Source organism: Nonomuraea candida (genome assembly GCF_000725485.1).
Classification (GTDB): Bacteria; Actinomycetota; Actinomycetes; order Streptosporangiales; family Streptosporangiaceae; genus Nonomuraea; species Nonomuraea candida.
In genome coordinates this window covers 1-15,961 of the sequence record NZ_JOAG01000060.1, presented here as the reverse complement: position 1 = coordinate 15,961, position 15,961 = coordinate 1, and the positions used below count along the sequence as shown (strand labels likewise).

The 15,961-nt window shown below is 71.7% G+C and carries 13 protein-coding genes; 5 read left to right on the top strand and 8 right to left on the bottom strand.

The genetic code is table 11. The annotated features are described in order from the left end of the window. Positions 1-31 precede the first annotated feature (31 nt). Genes IO39_RS39040 through IO39_RS39025 form a run of 4 tightly spaced genes read left to right on the top strand, consistent with a single transcriptional unit; the run spans position 32 to position 6,090 of the window. A complete protein-coding gene (locus IO39_RS39040) occupies positions 32-895 on the top strand; it encodes a cytochrome P450 family protein (RefSeq protein ID WP_043635083.1) in 864 nt (287 codons plus the stop codon). Continuing rightward, entirely contained in the window at positions 892-1,635 is a 744-nt protein-coding gene (locus tag IO39_RS39035) for an isocitrate lyase/PEP mutase family protein (protein ID WP_043635005.1), read from the top strand. Before IO39_RS39040 ends, IO39_RS39035 begins: the two co-directional genes overlap by 4 nt. A gap of 7 nt (positions 1,636-1,642) precedes the next feature. Beyond that, positions 1,643-4,543 carry an AfsR/SARP family transcriptional regulator gene (locus IO39_RS39030; RefSeq protein ID WP_084774255.1) on the top strand — a complete coding sequence of 967 codons (2,901 nt, stop codon included), beginning with the start codon at positions 1,643-1,645 and terminating at the stop codon, positions 4,541-4,543. Positions 4,544-4,578: 35 nt separating this feature from the next. After that, the gene (locus tag IO39_RS39025; protein ID WP_043635078.1) at positions 4,579-6,090 is read left to right on the top strand and encodes a DHA2 family efflux MFS transporter permease subunit; all 1,512 of its coding nucleotides are present in this window, start codon (positions 4,579-4,581) and stop codon (positions 6,088-6,090) included. A 43-nt stretch (positions 6,091-6,133) separates the two neighbouring features. Here IO39_RS39025 and IO39_RS51415 read toward each other — a convergent pair whose 3' ends face one another. The 8 genes from IO39_RS51415 to IO39_RS38985 form a co-directional block, all read right to left on the bottom strand. Then, on the bottom strand, positions 6,134-7,051 hold the full coding sequence (locus tag IO39_RS51415) for a serine hydrolase (RefSeq protein WP_169789194.1): 918 nt from the start codon (positions 7,049-7,051) through the stop codon (positions 6,134-6,136). Positions 7,052-7,242: 191 nt separating this feature from the next. Then, positions 7,243-8,100 (bottom strand): alpha/beta hydrolase, encoded by an 858-nt coding sequence (locus IO39_RS39015; RefSeq protein WP_043635004.1) that lies wholly within the window; start codon positions 8,098-8,100, stop codon positions 7,243-7,245. 15 nt (positions 8,101-8,115) lie between these two features. Further along, entirely contained in the window at positions 8,116-9,510 is a 1,395-nt protein-coding gene (locus tag IO39_RS39010) for an NAD(P)/FAD-dependent oxidoreductase (RefSeq protein WP_043634997.1), read from the bottom strand. A gap of 163 nt (positions 9,511-9,673) precedes the next feature. After that, the gene (locus tag IO39_RS39005) at positions 9,674-10,459 is read right to left on the bottom strand and encodes an ABC transporter permease (protein WP_043634984.1); all 786 of its coding nucleotides are present in this window, start codon (positions 10,457-10,459) and stop codon (positions 9,674-9,676) included. Beyond that, positions 10,456-11,307, bottom strand: a complete 852-nt coding sequence (locus tag IO39_RS39000; RefSeq protein ID WP_043634980.1) for an ABC transporter permease — start codon at positions 11,305-11,307, stop codon at positions 10,456-10,458. Before IO39_RS39000 ends, IO39_RS39005 begins: the two co-directional genes overlap by 4 nt. Before the next feature lie 2 nt (positions 11,308-11,309). After that, entirely contained in the window at positions 11,310-12,512 is a 1,203-nt protein-coding gene (locus tag IO39_RS38995) for a polyamine ABC transporter substrate-binding protein (RefSeq protein ID WP_245642534.1), read from the bottom strand. A gap of 21 nt (positions 12,513-12,533) precedes the next feature. Further along, on the bottom strand, positions 12,534-13,601 hold the full coding sequence (locus IO39_RS38990) for an ABC transporter ATP-binding protein (protein WP_043634974.1): 1,068 nt from the start codon (positions 13,599-13,601) through the stop codon (positions 12,534-12,536). Between the two features lie 21 nt (positions 13,602-13,622). After that, positions 13,623-15,062 carry a gamma-aminobutyraldehyde dehydrogenase gene (locus IO39_RS38985; RefSeq protein WP_043634972.1) on the bottom strand — a complete coding sequence of 480 codons (1,440 nt, stop codon included), beginning with the start codon at positions 15,060-15,062 and terminating at the stop codon, positions 13,623-13,625. 196 nt (positions 15,063-15,258) lie between these two features. Between IO39_RS38985 and IO39_RS38980 the strand changes: the two genes are divergently transcribed. Continuing rightward, positions 15,259-15,750 (top strand): Lrp/AsnC family transcriptional regulator, encoded by a 492-nt coding sequence (locus IO39_RS38980; RefSeq protein ID WP_043634969.1) that lies wholly within the window; start codon positions 15,259-15,261, stop codon positions 15,748-15,750. Positions 15,751-15,961: the final 211 nt, after the last annotated feature.

Here is a 15,961-nt window from a genome sequence, read left to right as displayed (position 1 = left end):
CGGCGAAAGGAGTGCGCCCTAGCGTGAACCCATGCTCATCACACGCCATGCAGAGGCCCGGGCGGTGCTCTCCGACCCCCGGTACGTGCCGCCGCCCGTACGACAGGACGGCGAGGAGGGGACGCTGGCCTGGCTGCGCGCCCGGGTGTCGCGGTTCAGCACCGGAGAGACGCACGCGCGGCGGCGCGGGGAGCTGGTCGAGCTGCTGAGCGGGCTGGACCCCGCCGAGCTGCGAGCGGCGGCCAGAGAGGCCACCAGACGAGCCACCGGACGAGCCACCGGACAAGCCACCGGACAAGCCACCGGACAAGCCACCGGAGAACCCGCCGGAGAACCCGCCGGGAGCGCGAGCGGAGAGGTGAGCGACGCCGCGGCCGGGGAACGGCGCGGCGAGTGGCGGGGGGTGCCCACGGCCGTGCTCGGAGCCGCACTCGGAGTGCCCGACACGCGCGCGGTCGCCGACGCCGCGGCCGGCTACCTGTCGGGCGAGGAGAGCCCGCGGGCCGACGCCGCCGTCGCCGAACTGCTGAAGACGGCCTCCCTCCCGGTGATCACGCTGCTCCTCCAGGCCCACGCCGCGACGGAAGCGCTGATCGAGACCGCGCTCGGGCATGCCGAGCCGGGGGACGACATCGACGCGCTGCTGTGTGAGACGCTCAGGCAGGACCCGCCGCTCAAGGTCACCCGCAGGCTCGACGCGCACACCGGCGACGAGGTGACGATCGACCTGGTGGCCGCCAACCGCGACCCCGGCGTGTTCCCCGATCCCGAGGTGTTCGACACCACGCGCGGCCACGCCCCGCACCTGACCTTCGGTCACGGCGTACGCCCCTGCCCCGCTCCCGCCCACGCGCTCGCGCTGGCCGCCGGCGTACTGGAAGGACTGCTGCGATGAGCCTCCGCGACCTGCACCGCCCCGGCGACCCGCTGCTGCTGCCCAACGCCTGGGACTACGGCTCGGCGGCCTACCTGGCCGCGCACGGGTTCCCGGCGATCGGCACCACCAGCCTGGGCGTGGCGGCCGTGCACGGCAGGCCCGACGCGGCCGGCGCCACCAGGGCCGAGACGATCGAGCTGGCCGAGGCCATGTGCGGGCTGGGCGTGCTGGTCACCGTGGACATCGAGGGCGGGTTCAGCGACGATCCCGGCGAGGTGTCCGACCTGGTGGCGAGCCTGGCCGCGCTGGGAGTGGCGGGGGTGAACCTGGAGGACGGCCGGCCCGACGGCACGCTGCGCCCCATCGGGCTGCAGCAGCGGATCATCGAGGCCGCCACGGGGCACGGGGTGTTCGTCAACGCGCGCACGGACACGTACTGGCTCAAGACCGGCGACGACACGATCGAGCGGGTGCGCGCCTACGGCCACGCGGACGGGATCTTCGTGCCGGGTCTGAGCGATCCGGGCGAGATCGCCGAGGTGGTCGCGAGCACGCCGCTGCCGCTCAACGTGCTCTACTCCCCCGGCGGCCCCGGTCTCGCGCGGCTGGCCGAGGCGGGGGTGGCCAGGGTGAGCACCGGCTCGCTGCTCTATCGGGCCGCGCTGGGTGCGGCGCTGGGCACGGTGCTGGCCGCACGCGGCGAACCCGCCCCGCAGACGCCGACATATGCGCAGATCGTCGCCAGGCTGCCACGATAATCGTGGTATGCGCTTCCAGATCCTCGGGCCCACCAACGTGCTGGACGAGGACGGCGAGCGGGTCCCGCTCGGCGGCCCGCGCGTACGCGCGCTGCTGACACTGCTCGCCCTGCACGCCGGCCACGTCGTCGGCGCCGAGCAGCTCGTGTCCGGCATGTACGGCCCCAGGCCCCCGGAAGGCGTGGCCAACGCGCTGCAGTCGCAGGTGTCCCGGCTGCGCCGGGTGCTGGGCCGGGACCTGGTGGAGTTCCACCCGGCCGGATACCGGCTGGTCGCGCAGCCGCAGGACGTGGACGCCCGCCGGTTCGAGCTGCTGGCCAGGGCCGGCGCGCAGGCGCTGGCCGGCGGCGACCCGGCGCGGGCGGCGGCGCTGCTGCGCGAGGCGCTGGAGTTGTGGCGCGGCGCGCCGCTGGCCGACGCGCCGCACGCCGAGGCCGCCGCGGCGGCGCTGGAGGAGCTGCGGCTGACCGCCACCGAGGACCGCGTGCAGGCGGACCTCGACCTGGGCAGGCACCGGGAGCTGGTGGCCGAGCTGAGCCAGCTCACCGCCGCGCACCCGCTGCGCGAGCGGCTGCGCGCCCAGCTCATGCGCGCCCTGTACGGCAGCGGCCGCCAGGCCGAGGCGCTGACCGTCTACGAGGAGACCAGGAAGCTGCTGGACGAGGAGCTGGGCGTGGAGCCGGGGGCCGAGCTGGCCGCCGCCCATCTGGCCGTGCTCCGCGCCGACCCCGCCCTGGGCGCCGCCCACCTGCCGGGGGGCGGGCACGACGGCGAGGCCGGGCGGGAGGCGGCGCCGCGGGCGGTCAGGCAGGGGTTGCGGGCGCAGCTCACCAGCTTCGTGGGCCGCGCGGAGGACCTCGCGCGGCTCGACGCCAGGCTCCGCGAGGGCAGGCTCGTCACGCTGATCGGCCCCGGCGGCGCGGGCAAGACGCGGCTGGCGATCGAGCGGGCCGCGCGGGAGCCGGGCGACGTGTGCTTCGTGCCGCTCGCGCCCGTCTCCGACGGCGACGGCGTGCCGCAGGCCGTGCTGGCCGCGCTCGGCATCCGCGACGCCGTACGGCCCACCACCGAGCAGGTCGTCGTCGCCCCGGCCACCCGGCTGATCGCCGCGCTCGCCGAGCGCGAGCTGCTGCTGGTCCTGGACAACTGCGAGCACCTCGTCGCGGCCACGGCCGAGCTGGCCGACCAGTTGCTGGCCGGCTGCCCCGGCCTGCGCGTGCTGGTGACGGGCCGGGAGGCGCTGGGCATCACCGGCGAGTCGATCCTGCCCGTGGCGCCGCTGCGGCTGCCGCCGCCGGAGGCGGACAACCCGCTGGACTACCCGGCCGTGCGGCTGTTCGCCGACCGGGCCGCCGCCGTCCGGCCCGGCTTCGAGGTGGACGCCGCCACCGCCGCGCACCTCGTGCACATCTGCCGCGCGCTCGACGGGCTGCCGCTGGCCATCGAGCTGGCCGCGGCGCGGCTGCGCACGCTGTCGGTCGCCGACGTCGCCGCCCGGCTGGAGGACCGGTTCCGGCTGCTGACGCGCGGCAGCCGTACGGCGCTGCCGCGCCACCAGACGCTGCACGCCGTGGTCGCCTGGAGCTGGGACCTGCTGGACGAGGACGAGCAGCGGATGGCCAGGCGGCTGAGCGTGTTCGTGGGCGGCGCCCGGCCGGAGGCGGCCGAGCGGGTGTGCGGGCTGCCGGAGGAGGTGCTGTTCTCGCTGGCGGAGAAGTCGCTGGTCGAGTTCGTGGACGGGCGCTTTCGCATGCTGGAGACGATCAGGGCGTTCTGCCTGGAGCGGCTGGCGGAGTCGGGCGAGAAGGACGACCTCCGCGACGCGCACGCCCGCTACCACCTCGACCTGATGATGGCCGCCGACCCCCGGCTGCGCACCGCCGAGCAGCTGGAGTGGCTGGCCAGGCTCGACGAGGAGAGCGGCGACCTCGACGCGGCGGTCCGCTGGGCGATCGAGTCCGGGCGGCTCGACCTGGGCCTGCGGCTCGTGGCCCACAGCGCCTGCTACTGGTGGATGCGCGGGCGGCGCGTCACCAGCGCGAGCCTGGCCGCCGGGGTGCTGGACGCGCTCGGCGACACGCGCATCCCCGGCCTCGACGAGGAGTACGTCATGTGCGTGCTCATCACGGCCTGGACCGGCGGCACGGACGAGACCCTGAACGCCCGGCTGGACGAGGTGCGCCGGCTGATGCCGATCAACTACCTGCCCCGGCGGGTGGAGTTCCTGATGATGCTGCTGTCGATGTTCACCGGGCCGCCCGCCAGCTTCCAGGCCACCTACCAGCTGCTCCTGCAGCGGCCCGCGGACCTCCCGCCGTGGATGATGGCGCTGTCGTACTGCGGTCAGGCGTTCGTGCTGCAGGTGCTCGGCCGGATCGACGAGGCGCTGGTCCACTTCGAGCTGAGCCTGGCCGCGTTCAAGGCCATCGGGGAGCGGTGGGGCCGGGTGCTGGTGCTGTCCGGGCTCGGGTCCCTGCGCCAGTTGCAGGGCGACTACCACGCCGCGCACGCGCTGGCGGAGGAGGCGCTGGAGCTGGCCCGGCTGCTGGGCTCGACCACCGAGATCTGCGAGGGGCTGTGCCGGCGGGCCGACGCCCGGCTCCGCCTGGACGACGCGGAGGGCGCGCGGGCCGACTACACGCGGGCGGCCGAGCTGTCGCGCCGCCACGGCCTCATGGAGACCCTGGCCTGGGCCTGGCTCGGCCTGGGCGAGGTGGAGCTGGAGCGCGGCGACCCCGGCGCGGCCCGCCCCCTGCTGCTCCGGGCCCGCGAGGTGTGCCCCGGCAGCTGGTACAGCACCGAGGACACCCGCAGCCGCATCGACGCCGCCCTGGCCCAGGCCGCCGGCACGGCCGGCGGGCAGGGGACCGGCGAAGGACGGGCCGGACGGACCGTCAGCGAACGGTAGGCCCGCCGTCAGCCGCCCTCCCGAGAGTGGGCGGCATGAAGAACAAATGGTCCTGTCTGGCCATCGCCTGCCTGGCCACCCTCCTGCTCTCCCTCGACCTCACGGTCCTGCACCTGGCCCTGCCCCGGCTGGTGGCCGACCTCGGCGCGACCTCCACGCAACTGCTGTGGATCGGCGACATGTACGGCTTCGCCCTGGCCGGCCTGCTCGTCACCATGGGCAACCTCGGCGACCGCATCGGCCGCAAGCGCCTGCTGCTGATCGGCGCTGCCGCGTTCGGCGCCGCCTCCGTGGTCACCGCGTACGCGCCCACCCCCGAGCTGCTGATCGCCGCCAGGGCGCTGCTCGGCGTGGCCGGCGCCACGATCATGCCCTCGACCCTGTCGATCATCCGCAACGTGTTCACCGAGCCCGGCGAGCGGACCGCGGCCATCGGCGTCTGGAGCGGGATGAGCGCCGCCGGGTTCGCGGTCGGCCCGGTCGTCGGCGGCCTGCTGCTCGACCACTTCTGGTGGGGCTCGGTCTTCCTGATCAACGTGCCGATCATGGCGCTGGTGCTCGTCGCCGGCGCCCTGGTGCTGCCCGAGTCGCGCAACCCGCACGCGGGCCGGATCGACCTGATCAGCGTCGTGCTCTCGTTCGGCGGCATCGTGACCGCCATCTACGCGATCAAGGAGGCCGCGCACAAGGGCGTCGAGCACGCCGACGTCCTGGGCGCGGGCGTGGCGGGGGTCGTGCTGCCGGCGCTGTTCGTGTGGCGGCAGACGCGGCTGCCCGAGCCGCTGATCGACGTGCGGCTCTTCGCGCGCAGGGCGTTCAGCGCGTCCATCCTGACGAACCTGCTGGCGATCTTCGCCATGTCGGCCATGATGCTGATGTTCGCCTGGTACCTCCAGCTCGTGCTCGGCTGGTCGCCGCTGCAGGCGGGGCTGGCCCAGCTCCCCGGCGGCCTGGCCGGCGCGGTGGGCGGCGTCCTCGCCGCCCGGCTCATCCACCTCGTCGGCAGGAACGGCGTGGTCGCGCTCGGCCTGGCCATGAACGCCGCCGCGTTCCTCTACTACGCCACGCTCGGCACCGAGCTGAACTACCTCGCGCTGCTCCCCGTCATGGTGATCCAGGGCATGGGCGTCGGTTTCGCCTTCACCGTCAACAACGACAACGTGCTGGCCACGGCGCCGCGGCAGCGTGCGGGGGCCGCCGCCGCGGTGTCGGAGACGGCGTTCGAGCTGGGCGGGGCGCTCGGCATCGCGATCCTGGGCACGGTGCTGACCAGCGCCTACCGGGCCGGCCTGGAGCTGCCCGCCGGGGTGGCGGACCTGCCCGCCCGGGAGTCGCTGGCCGGCGCCCTGGACCAGGCCGCCGCGCTGCCCGCCGAGCAGGCGGGCGAGCTCGTACGGGCGGCGCAGGCGGCCTTCATGGAGGGCATGCAGCTCACCTCGCTCGTCACGGCGGGCCTGCTGGCCGTGGTGGCGGTGCTCGCGCTGGTGGGGCTGCGCGGCGTGCCGAAGGTCATCCCCGAGGACGTCCTCGCCGCCGCACACCAGTGAGCCCCCGCCTCGGGCCGGCCCGGCGCGGGCCGGCGGGGAGAGGTCAGGCGATCGGGTTGGTCGGGCAGGGGCGGGTGGTCACCGGGGACAGGCCGTCGAGGCGCGCGCCGATCATCCTGGCGATGCCCTCGATGGTCTGGACGCCCGTCCCCTCGCCCGGCTGCCGGTCCGTCTGCACCGACAGCAGCAGGTCCCGCCCGGGCCCGGCGATCCGGCCGTAACTCGTCACGGCCCACGTGTTCTGGATGAACGGCCGCGGCGTCCACCCGTTCTTCAGCGCCACCCGATCCCCCGGCCGGGCGGCCGCGCTGACGCCCCACGCCTGGTCCGGCTGCACCTTGCCCATCAGCCCGAGCACCAGCCCCCGGTCGGCGGCCGTCAGCCCCTTCGCCCCGCCGGCCCCCTTGATCAGCGCCTTCAGCAGGCGGATGCGGTCGGCGGGGCTGGTGTTGGTGCCGCCCCAGAACGAGCTGGGCCCCGGCGTGGTCTCCCGCAACCCGATCCTGCGGTAGAAGTCGCTCATGGCCCCGCCGCCGCCGACCCGCGACCACAGGGCGTCGGCCGCGCTGTTGTCGCTCTCCTTGATCATGCGCGCGGCCAGGTCCCGCTCGTCGCCGTCCAGGCGGCCGTCCCGGCGCAGGAGCAGCGCGGCCAGGATGTCCACCTTGGCCCCGCTGGCGGTGATCATGTCGTGCTCGTGCTCGCCGTGCCCCAGCCTGACCCCGCTCACCAGGTCCAGCGCCCCGTAGACGACCCGGCCCGGCCGGCCCCGCGCGTAGCGGGCGATGTCGCGTTCGAGCCGGGCCCTGGCCCGGCTCGCCGCCCGGTCGTCCCGATACTTCAGCAGGCACCGCGCGACCTTGACCGGCGCCTCCACCGCCACCGGCGCGACCGGCGCCCGCCCGGCCCCGCAGCCGGCCATGAGCGCCAGCCCCGTCCAGGCCACCCACCTCGTGCGCACGCGCCCACCCCCCGTGATCTCGTCGGGGGTCGTACGGAACATGCCCGGCCCGGCCCGCGGGCCCATCACACCAGGCGTTTTCCTGGTCAGACCTTCAGCACGACCTTGCCTGCGCGCCTCCGGCACGACCTTGCCTGCGCGCCTCCGGCACGACCTTGCCTGCGCGCCTCAGGCAGGCGAGACGCCCGGAGTCAGAGGTGTTCGGCGAGGAAGTCGGCGGTGGCGTCAACCGCCTGCGTGACGTACGGCTCGCGGTCGTAGAGGTCGATGTGCTGCTTGGCGTCCACCCAGACGATCTTCTTGGGCCGGTCGAGCCGCCTGAACACCTCCTCGGCCCCCTCCGGCGAGCAGTAGCGGTCGACGACGCCGTGCACGATCAGCGCCGGCTTCGGCGACAGGAAGTCGCTGCCCATCATGTTGTCCATCGTGAGCAGTTCGAGCACGCTGGCCCGGGTCACCTCGTTCGCCCAGGCCGCCCCGGCGCCCCGCCCGGTGCCGTAGTAGGCCCACGGCTCGTCGCCCGGCATCGCCGCCTCCCCCTGCTCGGCGACGGCCGGCAGGTATTCGACGGGCCCGCCCCGGTCCTGCCGCTCCAGCGCCTCGACGTACGGCGTCAGGTCCGCGGCGCGCATCGCGTACGGATTGTTGTACGCCCCCGCGATCCCCGCGAACACCCGCACCCGGGGGTCGAAGGCGGCGAACCTCAGCGCGTACCCCGCGCCGAGGCAGATGCCCACCGCCCCGATCCGCCCGGCGTCCACCTCGGCCCGCGACCGCAGGAACGACACCGCCGCCCGCAGGTCGTGCAGCTTGCCCTGCGGGTCCTCGTGGTGCCGCGGCTCCCCGCCGGACTCACCCCAGTTGCGGTGGTCGAAGGCCAGCGTGACGTAGCCCCGCTCGGCCAGCCGCGCCGCGTAGAGCCCGGTCACCTGGTCGCGCACCCCGGTGAACGGCCCGGTGAACACCAGCCCGGGCCACGGCCCCACGCCGTCCGGCACCCGCAGGTCGCCGGCCAGCGTGAGACCGTCTGCCACGAATTCGACTCTCATAGGCACAAGTGTGCGCTAGGAATCGAACCCCAGCCCCATCCGGTCGAGCGCGCGCAGCCACAGGTTGCGTTTGCCCTGGTGCTGGTCGGCCTGGGCGATCGACCAGCGGGTGAACTGGATCACCCCGGAGCGCATCGGCTCGGGCGGGAACGGGATCGGCTTCTCCTTTACCATGCGCAGCTCGGTGCGGTCGGTGGGCTCGCCCGACAGCAGGTCCAGCATGACGTTGGCGCCGAACCGGGTGGCGCCGACGCCCATCCCGGTGTAGCCGGCCGCGTAGGCCAGCCGGCCGCCGTGCGCCTGACCGTAGAAGGCGCTGAAGCGGCTGCAGGTGTCGATCACGCCGCCCCACCTGTGGGTGAAGCGCACCGCGTCGAGCTGCGGGAAGGTGTCGTAGAAGTGCCGCGCGAGCGTCACGAACGTCTCGTCGCGCTGGTCGTACTCCGGCTTGACCAGGCCCCCGTTGTAGTAGACGGCGTCGTAGCCGCCCCACAGGATCCGGTTGTCGTCGGTCAGCCGGTAGTAGTGGAACCGGTTGCCCGAGTCGCCCACGCCCTGCCTGTTGCGCCAGCCCACCGAGGCGAGCTGGTCGCCGGTGAGCGGCTCGGTCATCAGCGCGTAGTCGTACACCGGGACCACGAAGTGCTTGAGCCGGCGCAGCAGCGGCGGGAACACCCCGGTGCCCAGCGCCACGTGGCGCGCGCCCACCGAGCCGTGCGGCGTGCGCAGGGTGATCGTCGTGCCGTCGTCGGCCAGCGAGCGGACCGGGGTGCGCTCGTGGACGCGCACGCCGAGGCTCAGGCACGCCTCGCGCAGCCCCCACGCCAGCCGCGCCGGGTCGAGCATGGCGCAACCGCTGCGCTCCCAGAGCCCGCCCAGGTAGGTCGGCGAGTCCACCTCGGCCCGCACCTGCTCCCGATCCAGCGGCAGGTAGTCGAGCCCCAGGTCGGAGATCAGGTCGAGGTGCTCGTTGAGCCCGTCGAGCTGCCACTCCTCGGTGGCCACGTGCAGCTCGCCGGTGCGCTCGAACGAGCAGTCCACGCCGTAGCGCTCCAGCGTGCGCTCGATCTCGTCGAGGTTGGCCACGCCCATGCGTTCGAGCTTGTCGATCTCCTCCGGCCACCGCTCCAGCCCGTTGGCCAGGCCGTGGGTGAGGGTCGCCATGCAGAACCCGCCGTTGCGGCCGGTGGCCGCCCAGCCGATCCTGCGGCCTTCGAGCAGGACGACGTCCAGCGAGGGGTCGCGCTCCTTGGCCATCAGGGCCGTCCACAGCCCCGAGAAGCCGCCGCCGACGACGACCAGGTCGGCGGTGGTGTTTCCGAAGAGCCGCGGCTGCGGCTCGGGTCTGGCCGGGCTGTCCAGCCAGTACGGCTTGCGCTCCGCGTCAGCCAGCGCCTTCAGCGGATCCACAAATCCCACTTCCCTTACGAAAGTCTGAGTTATCAAAGATTGCGGGACCAATCAGGTGATCACCCGCGCGGGTTCCCCCCGCCGGAGTCCGATCTCGCCTCCCTGTTCTTGGCCAAGGTGAAACCCCTCCGCGGCGTGCGAAGGGGAAGCCGGTTGAACGTTGTCAGGCACGGCGGCGCGCCGCGACCGCGTTGCCGATCGCGATCAGCACCCCGATGCCGAAGATCAGCGTACCCATGACGTTGACCTGTGCCGGGATTCCGGTCTTCACCGCGCCGACGATCCACAGCGGGAAGGTGACGGTCGAGCCGTTGACGAAGCTCGTCACCACGTAGTCGTCGACGGACAGCGCGAACGACAACATCGCGCCCGCCAGCACGCCCGGCATGATGGCCGGCAGCGTCACCTGCCGGAACGTGCCCCAGGCCGTCGCGCCCAGGTCCCTGGCCGCCTCCTCCAGCGACGGGTCCAGGCCGACGACCCGCGCCCGCACCGTGACGACCACGAACGCCAGCGAGAACAGCACGTGTGCGATGATGATCGTGTTGGCGTCGCGCGGCACGTTGCCGGAGACGAACAACGACAGCAGCGAGGCCCCCATGACCAGCTCGGGCGTGGAGATGGCGGCGAAGACCAGGAAGTTCGTCACGCCCTTGCCGCGGAAGCGGTGCCGGCCCAGCGCCAGCCCCAGCATGGTCCCGATGGCGACGGTGACGGCCGTGCTGACCAGCGCGATCACCAGCGAGTTGACCAGCGCCGTGGTCAGGTCGGGGATGTCGAACAGCTCGGCGTACCAGCGCAGGGTGAAGCCCTGCCAGGTGGTGTTGGACTTGCTCTGCTTGTCGTTGAACCCGAACAGGATCATCACGGCGATCGGCGACGACAGCCAGGCGATGATCAGCCACGTGTAGATGTGCAGCAGCCGGTCGCCGGCTCTGGTGCCTCTCATCGGGCCGCCGCCTCCAGCACGTTCTCGGTCCCGAGCGCCCTGGCGTAGACGAAGATGCCGACCAGCAGCACCGCCATCAGCGTGAACGACAGCGCGGAGGCGGTCGGGTAGTCGAGGTTGGTGAGGTATTCCGTCTGGATGATGTTGCCGATCATCGTGTTCGAGGTGCCGCCGAGGATGGCCGCGTTGATCGGGTCGGCCGTGGCCGGCACGAACGTCATCAGCACCCCGGCGAACACCCCCGGCAGCGACAGCGGCAGCACCACCCGGCGGAAGGCCGCCGCCCGCGTCGCGTACAGGTCCTGGGCCGCCTCCACCACCCGCGGGTCCACCCGCTCCAGCGCCACGTAGATCGGCAGGATCATGAACGGCAGGAAGTTGTAGGTCAGCCCGCCGATCACGGCGAACGTGGTGGCCAGCACGTGGAAGTCGGCCGGCAGCAGCCCCCACCCCTTCAGCGTGCCGAGCAGGATGCCGTTGTCCGACAGCAGGAAGTTCCACGAGATCGTGCGCAGCACGAAGGAGACGAAGAACGGCAGCAGGAGCAGGAACAGGTACATCGACTTGCGCGTGCCGCCCTTGAAGGCGATCCAGTACGCCACCGGATAGCCGATCACGAGCATGGCCAGGGTGGCCAGCCCGCCGTAGAGCAGCGAGCGCAGGAGCTGGGTGCTGTAGCGGCCGATCGCGTCGCCGTAGTTGGAGAAGCTGAACGTCATGGCGTAGCCGTCGATGGCGTTGCCGGTCTGCAGCGAGACCGACGCCATCGCGACCATGGGCACGACCAGGAAGATCGCCAGCCACATCCAGCTCGGCAGCGCGAGCAGGTAGGGGGTGAGCCGCCGCATCGCTACGCCTGGGTGATGGACTGGAAGATGGGGTTGAAGACCTGCTCCTGCTGCGTGGTGAGCGGGGTGTAGTTGCGCAGCTTGGCGTAGTCGCTCTCGCTGGGGAACATCAGCGGGCTGTCCACCATGTCCTCCAGGGCCTTCTTGTCCTCGCCCTTGGCGGTCTTGGCCTTCTCGCGCAGCAGGTCCTGCACGGCGGGGACCGGGGTGACGTACTGGATGTACTCGTCCAGCTCGGCGGCGATGGCCGGCTGGTAGAGGTAGTCCATCAGCATCAGCGCGTCCACCGGGTTGGCCGCGCCCTTGGGGATGAGCATGTTGTCGGTCCAGATCGTGCCGCCCTCGGCGGGCACCACGAACTTGACCGGCTCGCCGGCGAGCTGCCGCTGGAACACGTCGCCCGACCAGGCCATGGTCAGGTAGACGTCGCCCTTGGCCACCGCGTCGATATACGACTGGTCGTAATATTTCCGGACGATGCCCGCGTCGCGCTGCGCCTTGAGCTTCTCCCCGGCCTTGCGCCAGTCCGCCTCGGAGGACTTCTCCGGGTCGACCCCCAGCGCGATCATGCCGAAGTTCGCGATCTCCTGGGCGTCGGCCATCATGCCGACCTTCCCCTTGTACTTGGGGTCGAACAACGACTCGATGCTGGTGATCTCCTCCTTGACCAGCTCGGTGTTGTACGCGATGCCCGTCACGCCGGAGGTGTAGGGCACGGTGTACTTGTTGCCCGGGTCGTAGGCCCGCTCCTTGTACTTCTGCCCGGCGTTGGCCTGGAAGTTCGGCAGCTTGGCGTGGTCGAGCGGCACCGCGTAGCCCAGCTCGATCATGTGCTGGAGCTGGATGCCGTTGGTCATGACGACGATGTCGTAGCCCAGCGGCTGCCCGGCGCGCAGCACGGGGTCGGCCTTGCCGAAGAACTCGGCGTTCTCCTGGATGACCTCTTTGTACTCGTACGCGATGCCGGTGTCCTGCTTGAACTTCTCCAGCGGGCCCTTGTCCTCGGGCATGTACTCGGGCCAGTTGGCGAAGACGACCTTGCCGTTCTTGCGCTGCTTGGCCCAGTAGTCGGCGACGGCGTCGGCCTTCGGCGGAGCCGCCTTCTGCCCCTGCACGCCGCAGGCGGCCAGGGCGAGCCCGGCGGCGGAGAAGCCGGCCAGCCTGAAGACGTCACGACGGGTGCGGGGCTGCGTCATTCCACGCATGAGGGGGTTCATGAGCTGCTGTCAACTTCCAATCACGTACGAGTGCTGCGCCTGCCACGACAGCCATACGGAGTCGCCCCGCTCCGCCGTGGCCGTGGCGTCGTGCACATTCTGCTGGAAAACCGTGATTTCAGCCCCGTCGGCGAGACTCACCGCGTAGCTGTTATACGTCCCCAGATACACCACTTCGGCCACGGTCCCCCGCACGGCGCTGCGGCCCGGCCCGGGCTCCTCGGTGCCGATCGTGATCTTCTCCGGCCGGACGGTGACCGTCACGTCGCCGTCGTGCCCCGGCACCAGCACCCGCCCGCCGCCGATCTTCAGCTCCCCGCCGGTCGCGGCGCCGGTGAGCAGGTTGGAGGTGCCGATGAAGCCCGCCACGAAGGGCGTGGCGGGCCGCTCGTAGATCTCGCGCGGCCCAGCGAGCTGCTCGACCAGGCCGTCGTTCATGACCGCGATGCGGTCGCTCATGGTCAGCGCCTCGTTCTGGTCGTGCGTGACGTACACGAACGTGATGCCGACCTCGCGCTGGATGCGCTTGAGCTCGATCTGCATGGCCTGGCGCAGCTTGAGGTCGAGCGCGCCCAGCGGCTCGTCCAGCAGCAGCGCCCGCGGCCGGTTGACCAGCGCCCTGGCCAGCGCGACCCGCTGCTGCTGGCCGCCGGACATCTGGCGCGGCATGCGCTTGTCGCGGCCGGCCAGGTCGACGATCTCCAGCATCTCGCCGACCCGGCGCCTGATCTCCTCCTGCGGCGTCTTGCGCTGCTTGAGCCCGAAGGCCACGTTGTCCCAGACGCTCATGTGCGGGAACAGCGCGTAGGACTGGAAGACCATGTTGACGTCGCGCTTGTTCGGCGGGACGTTCGTGACGTCCTGGCCGTGCAGCCTCACCAGGCCCTTGGAGGGCGCCTCGAAGCCCGCGATCATCCGCATGGTGGTGGTCTTGCCGCAACCGGACGGGCCGAGGAGGGAGAAGAACTCCCCCTCGGCGATGTCCAGCGTCACGCCCTTGACCGCCTGGACGACCTCGCCATGCGAGTGATACTCCTTGACGACGTCCTCAAGCTCAATCGCACTCAGCCCGGTCATGTCCAGGTGTGTTCCTTGCCCTTATTCGCCGATGTAGTGCATGACGTGCTTGACCCTGGTGTAGTCGTGCAGACCGAACACCGACAGGTCCTTGCCGTACCCCGAGTGCTTGAAGCCGCCGTGCGGCATCTCCGAGACGAACGGGATGTGCGTGTTGACCCAGACCACGCCGAAGTCGAGCCGGTTCGACATGCGCATCGCGCGGCCGTGGTCGGAGGTCCACACCGAGGCGCTCAGGCCGTACCTGACGTCGTTGGCCTTGGCCAGCGCGTCGGCCTCGTCGGCGAACGTCTGGACGGTGATCACGGGGCCGAAGACCTCGTTCTGCACCATCTCGTCGTCCTGCCGCAGCCCGTCCACGACCGTCGGGGCGAAGAAGTAGCCCTTGTCGCCCACGCGGTGACCGCCCGTGAGCACCTTGGCGTGCGCGGGGACCCGGTCGATGAAGCCCTGGACCCTGGCGAGCTGGCTCTCGTTGTTGAGCGGGCCGTAGAGGGCGTCCTCATTGGTCAGGTCGCCGGTGACCGTGCCGGCGGCGGCCTCGGTGAGCGCGGCCACGAACTCGTCGTGCACGCTCTCGTGCACCAGCACCCGGCAGGCGGCCGTGCAGTCCTGGCCGGCGTTGTAGAGCCCGGCGCCGGCGATGTCGGCGGCGGCCTTGCGCAGGTCCTTGACGTCCTCGAACACCACGACCGGCGCCTTGCCGCCGAGCTCCAGGTGCACGCGCTTGAGGTCGTCGGCGGCGCTCCTGGCCACCGACATGCCCGCGCCGACCGAGCCGGTGATGGCCACCATGGACGCGGTCGGGTGGCCCACGACCAGCGCGCCGGTCTCACGGTCGCCGGTGACGACGTTGAAGACGCCGGCCGGCAGCACCGAGCCGAGGATCTCGGCGAGCTTGAGCGTGGAGACCGGGGTGGTGTCGGACGGCTTGAGCACGATGGTGTTGCCGGCCGCGAGCGCCGGGGCGATCTTCCAGACCGCCATCATCATCGGGTAGTTCCACGGCGTCACCTGGCCCACGACGCCGATCGGCTCGTGCCTGATGACGCTGGTGTGCTCGGCGAGGAACTCCCCGGCCGTGGGGCCCTCCAGCGTGCGCGCCGCGCCGGCGAAGAAGCGGAAGTGGTCGGCGGCGACCGGCGTCTCGTCCTCGGCCATGCGGGCGCGGGGCTTGCCGGTGTTGCGGCACTCGGCCTCGTTGATCTCGTCGGCCCGCGCCTCGATCGCGTCGGCGACCTTGAGCAGCAGATTGGCCCGCTCACCGGGGGTGGTCCTGCCCCACGACTCGAACGCGGCGGCCGCGGCCGCGAAGGCGGCGTCGACGTCCTCCTGACCGGACACGGGCGCCTGGACGTACGCCTCGCCCGTGCACGGATCGATGATGTCGGAGAATCGGCCGCTCTTGGCGTCCACGAACTCACCGTTGATGAAGTTCTGCAGACGGGTGGTCAACGTCATGACCTCCTCGTGAGGTGGCTGAGATGCCGCGACTCTGACAGAGCAGTTGCATCTGGACAAGGGATTTCGTGGTGAAGATATCAAATTGCTACGAATTCGCTTGACAGACCGCCAGGAACTGACAACATGTCGCACCAGGACGGCAACCGAGCGGGAACGCCCCCGTAACGCCGGACCGCTAGGAGGATTCCTCTCGATGACGACGCCGCCGCGCGTACGCCGAAACAACGCCCATTCCGGCCCCGTGGTGCTCGACGACCTGTCCAAGCAGATCATCGAACAGCTCCAGGCCGACGGGCGTAAGCCGTACGCGGCGATCGGGAAGGCCGTCGGCCTGTCCGAGGCCGCGGTGCGGCAGCGGGTGCAGCGGCTCCAGGACGCCGGCGTCATGCAGATCGTCGCGGTGACCGACCCGCTCACGCTGGGCTTCCCCCGGCAGGCCATGATCGGCGTCAACTGCGAGGGCGATCTGGAGTCGGTGGCCGACGAGCTGTCGGCCATCGAGGAGATCGACTATGTGGTGCTCACGGCGGGCTCCTTCGACGTGATCGTGGAGGTGGTCTGCGAGGGCGACGGGCACCTGCTGGAGATCCTCAGCAAGATCCGCGCCATCCCCGCCGTACGCGCCACCGAGTCGTTCGTCTACCTGAAGCTGCGCAAGCAGACCTACTCCTGGGGCACCCGCTAGCCGGCTCCTGGGGGACCCGCCGACCGGGGCGCCCACCGACCGGAGCGCTCACCGACCGGAGCGCTCACCGACCGGGGCGCCCGCCGGCCGGGCCGCGTCTTCCCCGGGGCCGCCGCTAGCCCCGTTTTCCGCACGTGAGGTGGTTTGAAGATCGCCGGGTTGCTGTGGTGATCGTTGTCGCGGTATGACCTGGCTGGTGAGACAGCGCGCG

Excerpts from the sequence above, each read along its gene's own strand:
- IO39_RS39040 (WP_043635083.1), top strand. The coding sequence starts at position 32 with ATGCTCATCACACGCCATGCAGAGGCCCGGGCGGTGCTCTCCGACCCC.
- IO39_RS39035 (WP_043635005.1), top strand. The coding sequence starts at position 892 with ATGAGCCTCCGCGACCTGCACCGCCCCGGCGACCCGCTGCTGCTGCCC.
- IO39_RS39030 (WP_084774255.1), top strand. The coding sequence starts at position 1,643 with ATGCGCTTCCAGATCCTCGGGCCCACCAACGTGCTGGACGAGGACGGC.
- IO39_RS39025 (WP_043635078.1), top strand. The coding sequence starts at position 4,579 with ATGAAGAACAAATGGTCCTGTCTGGCCATCGCCTGCCTGGCCACCCTC.
- IO39_RS39015 (WP_043635004.1), bottom strand. The coding sequence starts at position 8,100 with ATGAGAGTCGAATTCGTGGCAGACGGTCTCACGCTGGCCGGCGACCTG.
- IO39_RS39005 (WP_043634984.1), bottom strand. The coding sequence starts at position 10,459 with ATGAGAGGCACCAGAGCCGGCGACCGGCTGCTGCACATCTACACGTGG.
- IO39_RS39000 (WP_043634980.1), bottom strand. The coding sequence starts at position 11,307 with ATGCGGCGGCTCACCCCCTACCTGCTCGCGCTGCCGAGCTGGATGTGG.
- IO39_RS38995 (WP_245642534.1), bottom strand. The coding sequence starts at position 12,512 with ATGCGTGGAATGACGCAGCCCCGCACCCGTCGTGACGTCTTCAGGCTG.
- IO39_RS38990 (WP_043634974.1), bottom strand. The coding sequence starts at position 13,601 with ATGACCGGGCTGAGTGCGATTGAGCTTGAGGACGTCGTCAAGGAGTAT.
- IO39_RS38985 (WP_043634972.1), bottom strand. The coding sequence starts at position 15,062 with ATGACGTTGACCACCCGTCTGCAGAACTTCATCAACGGTGAGTTCGTG.
- IO39_RS38980 (WP_043634969.1), top strand. The coding sequence starts at position 15,259 with ATGACGACGCCGCCGCGCGTACGCCGAAACAACGCCCATTCCGGCCCC.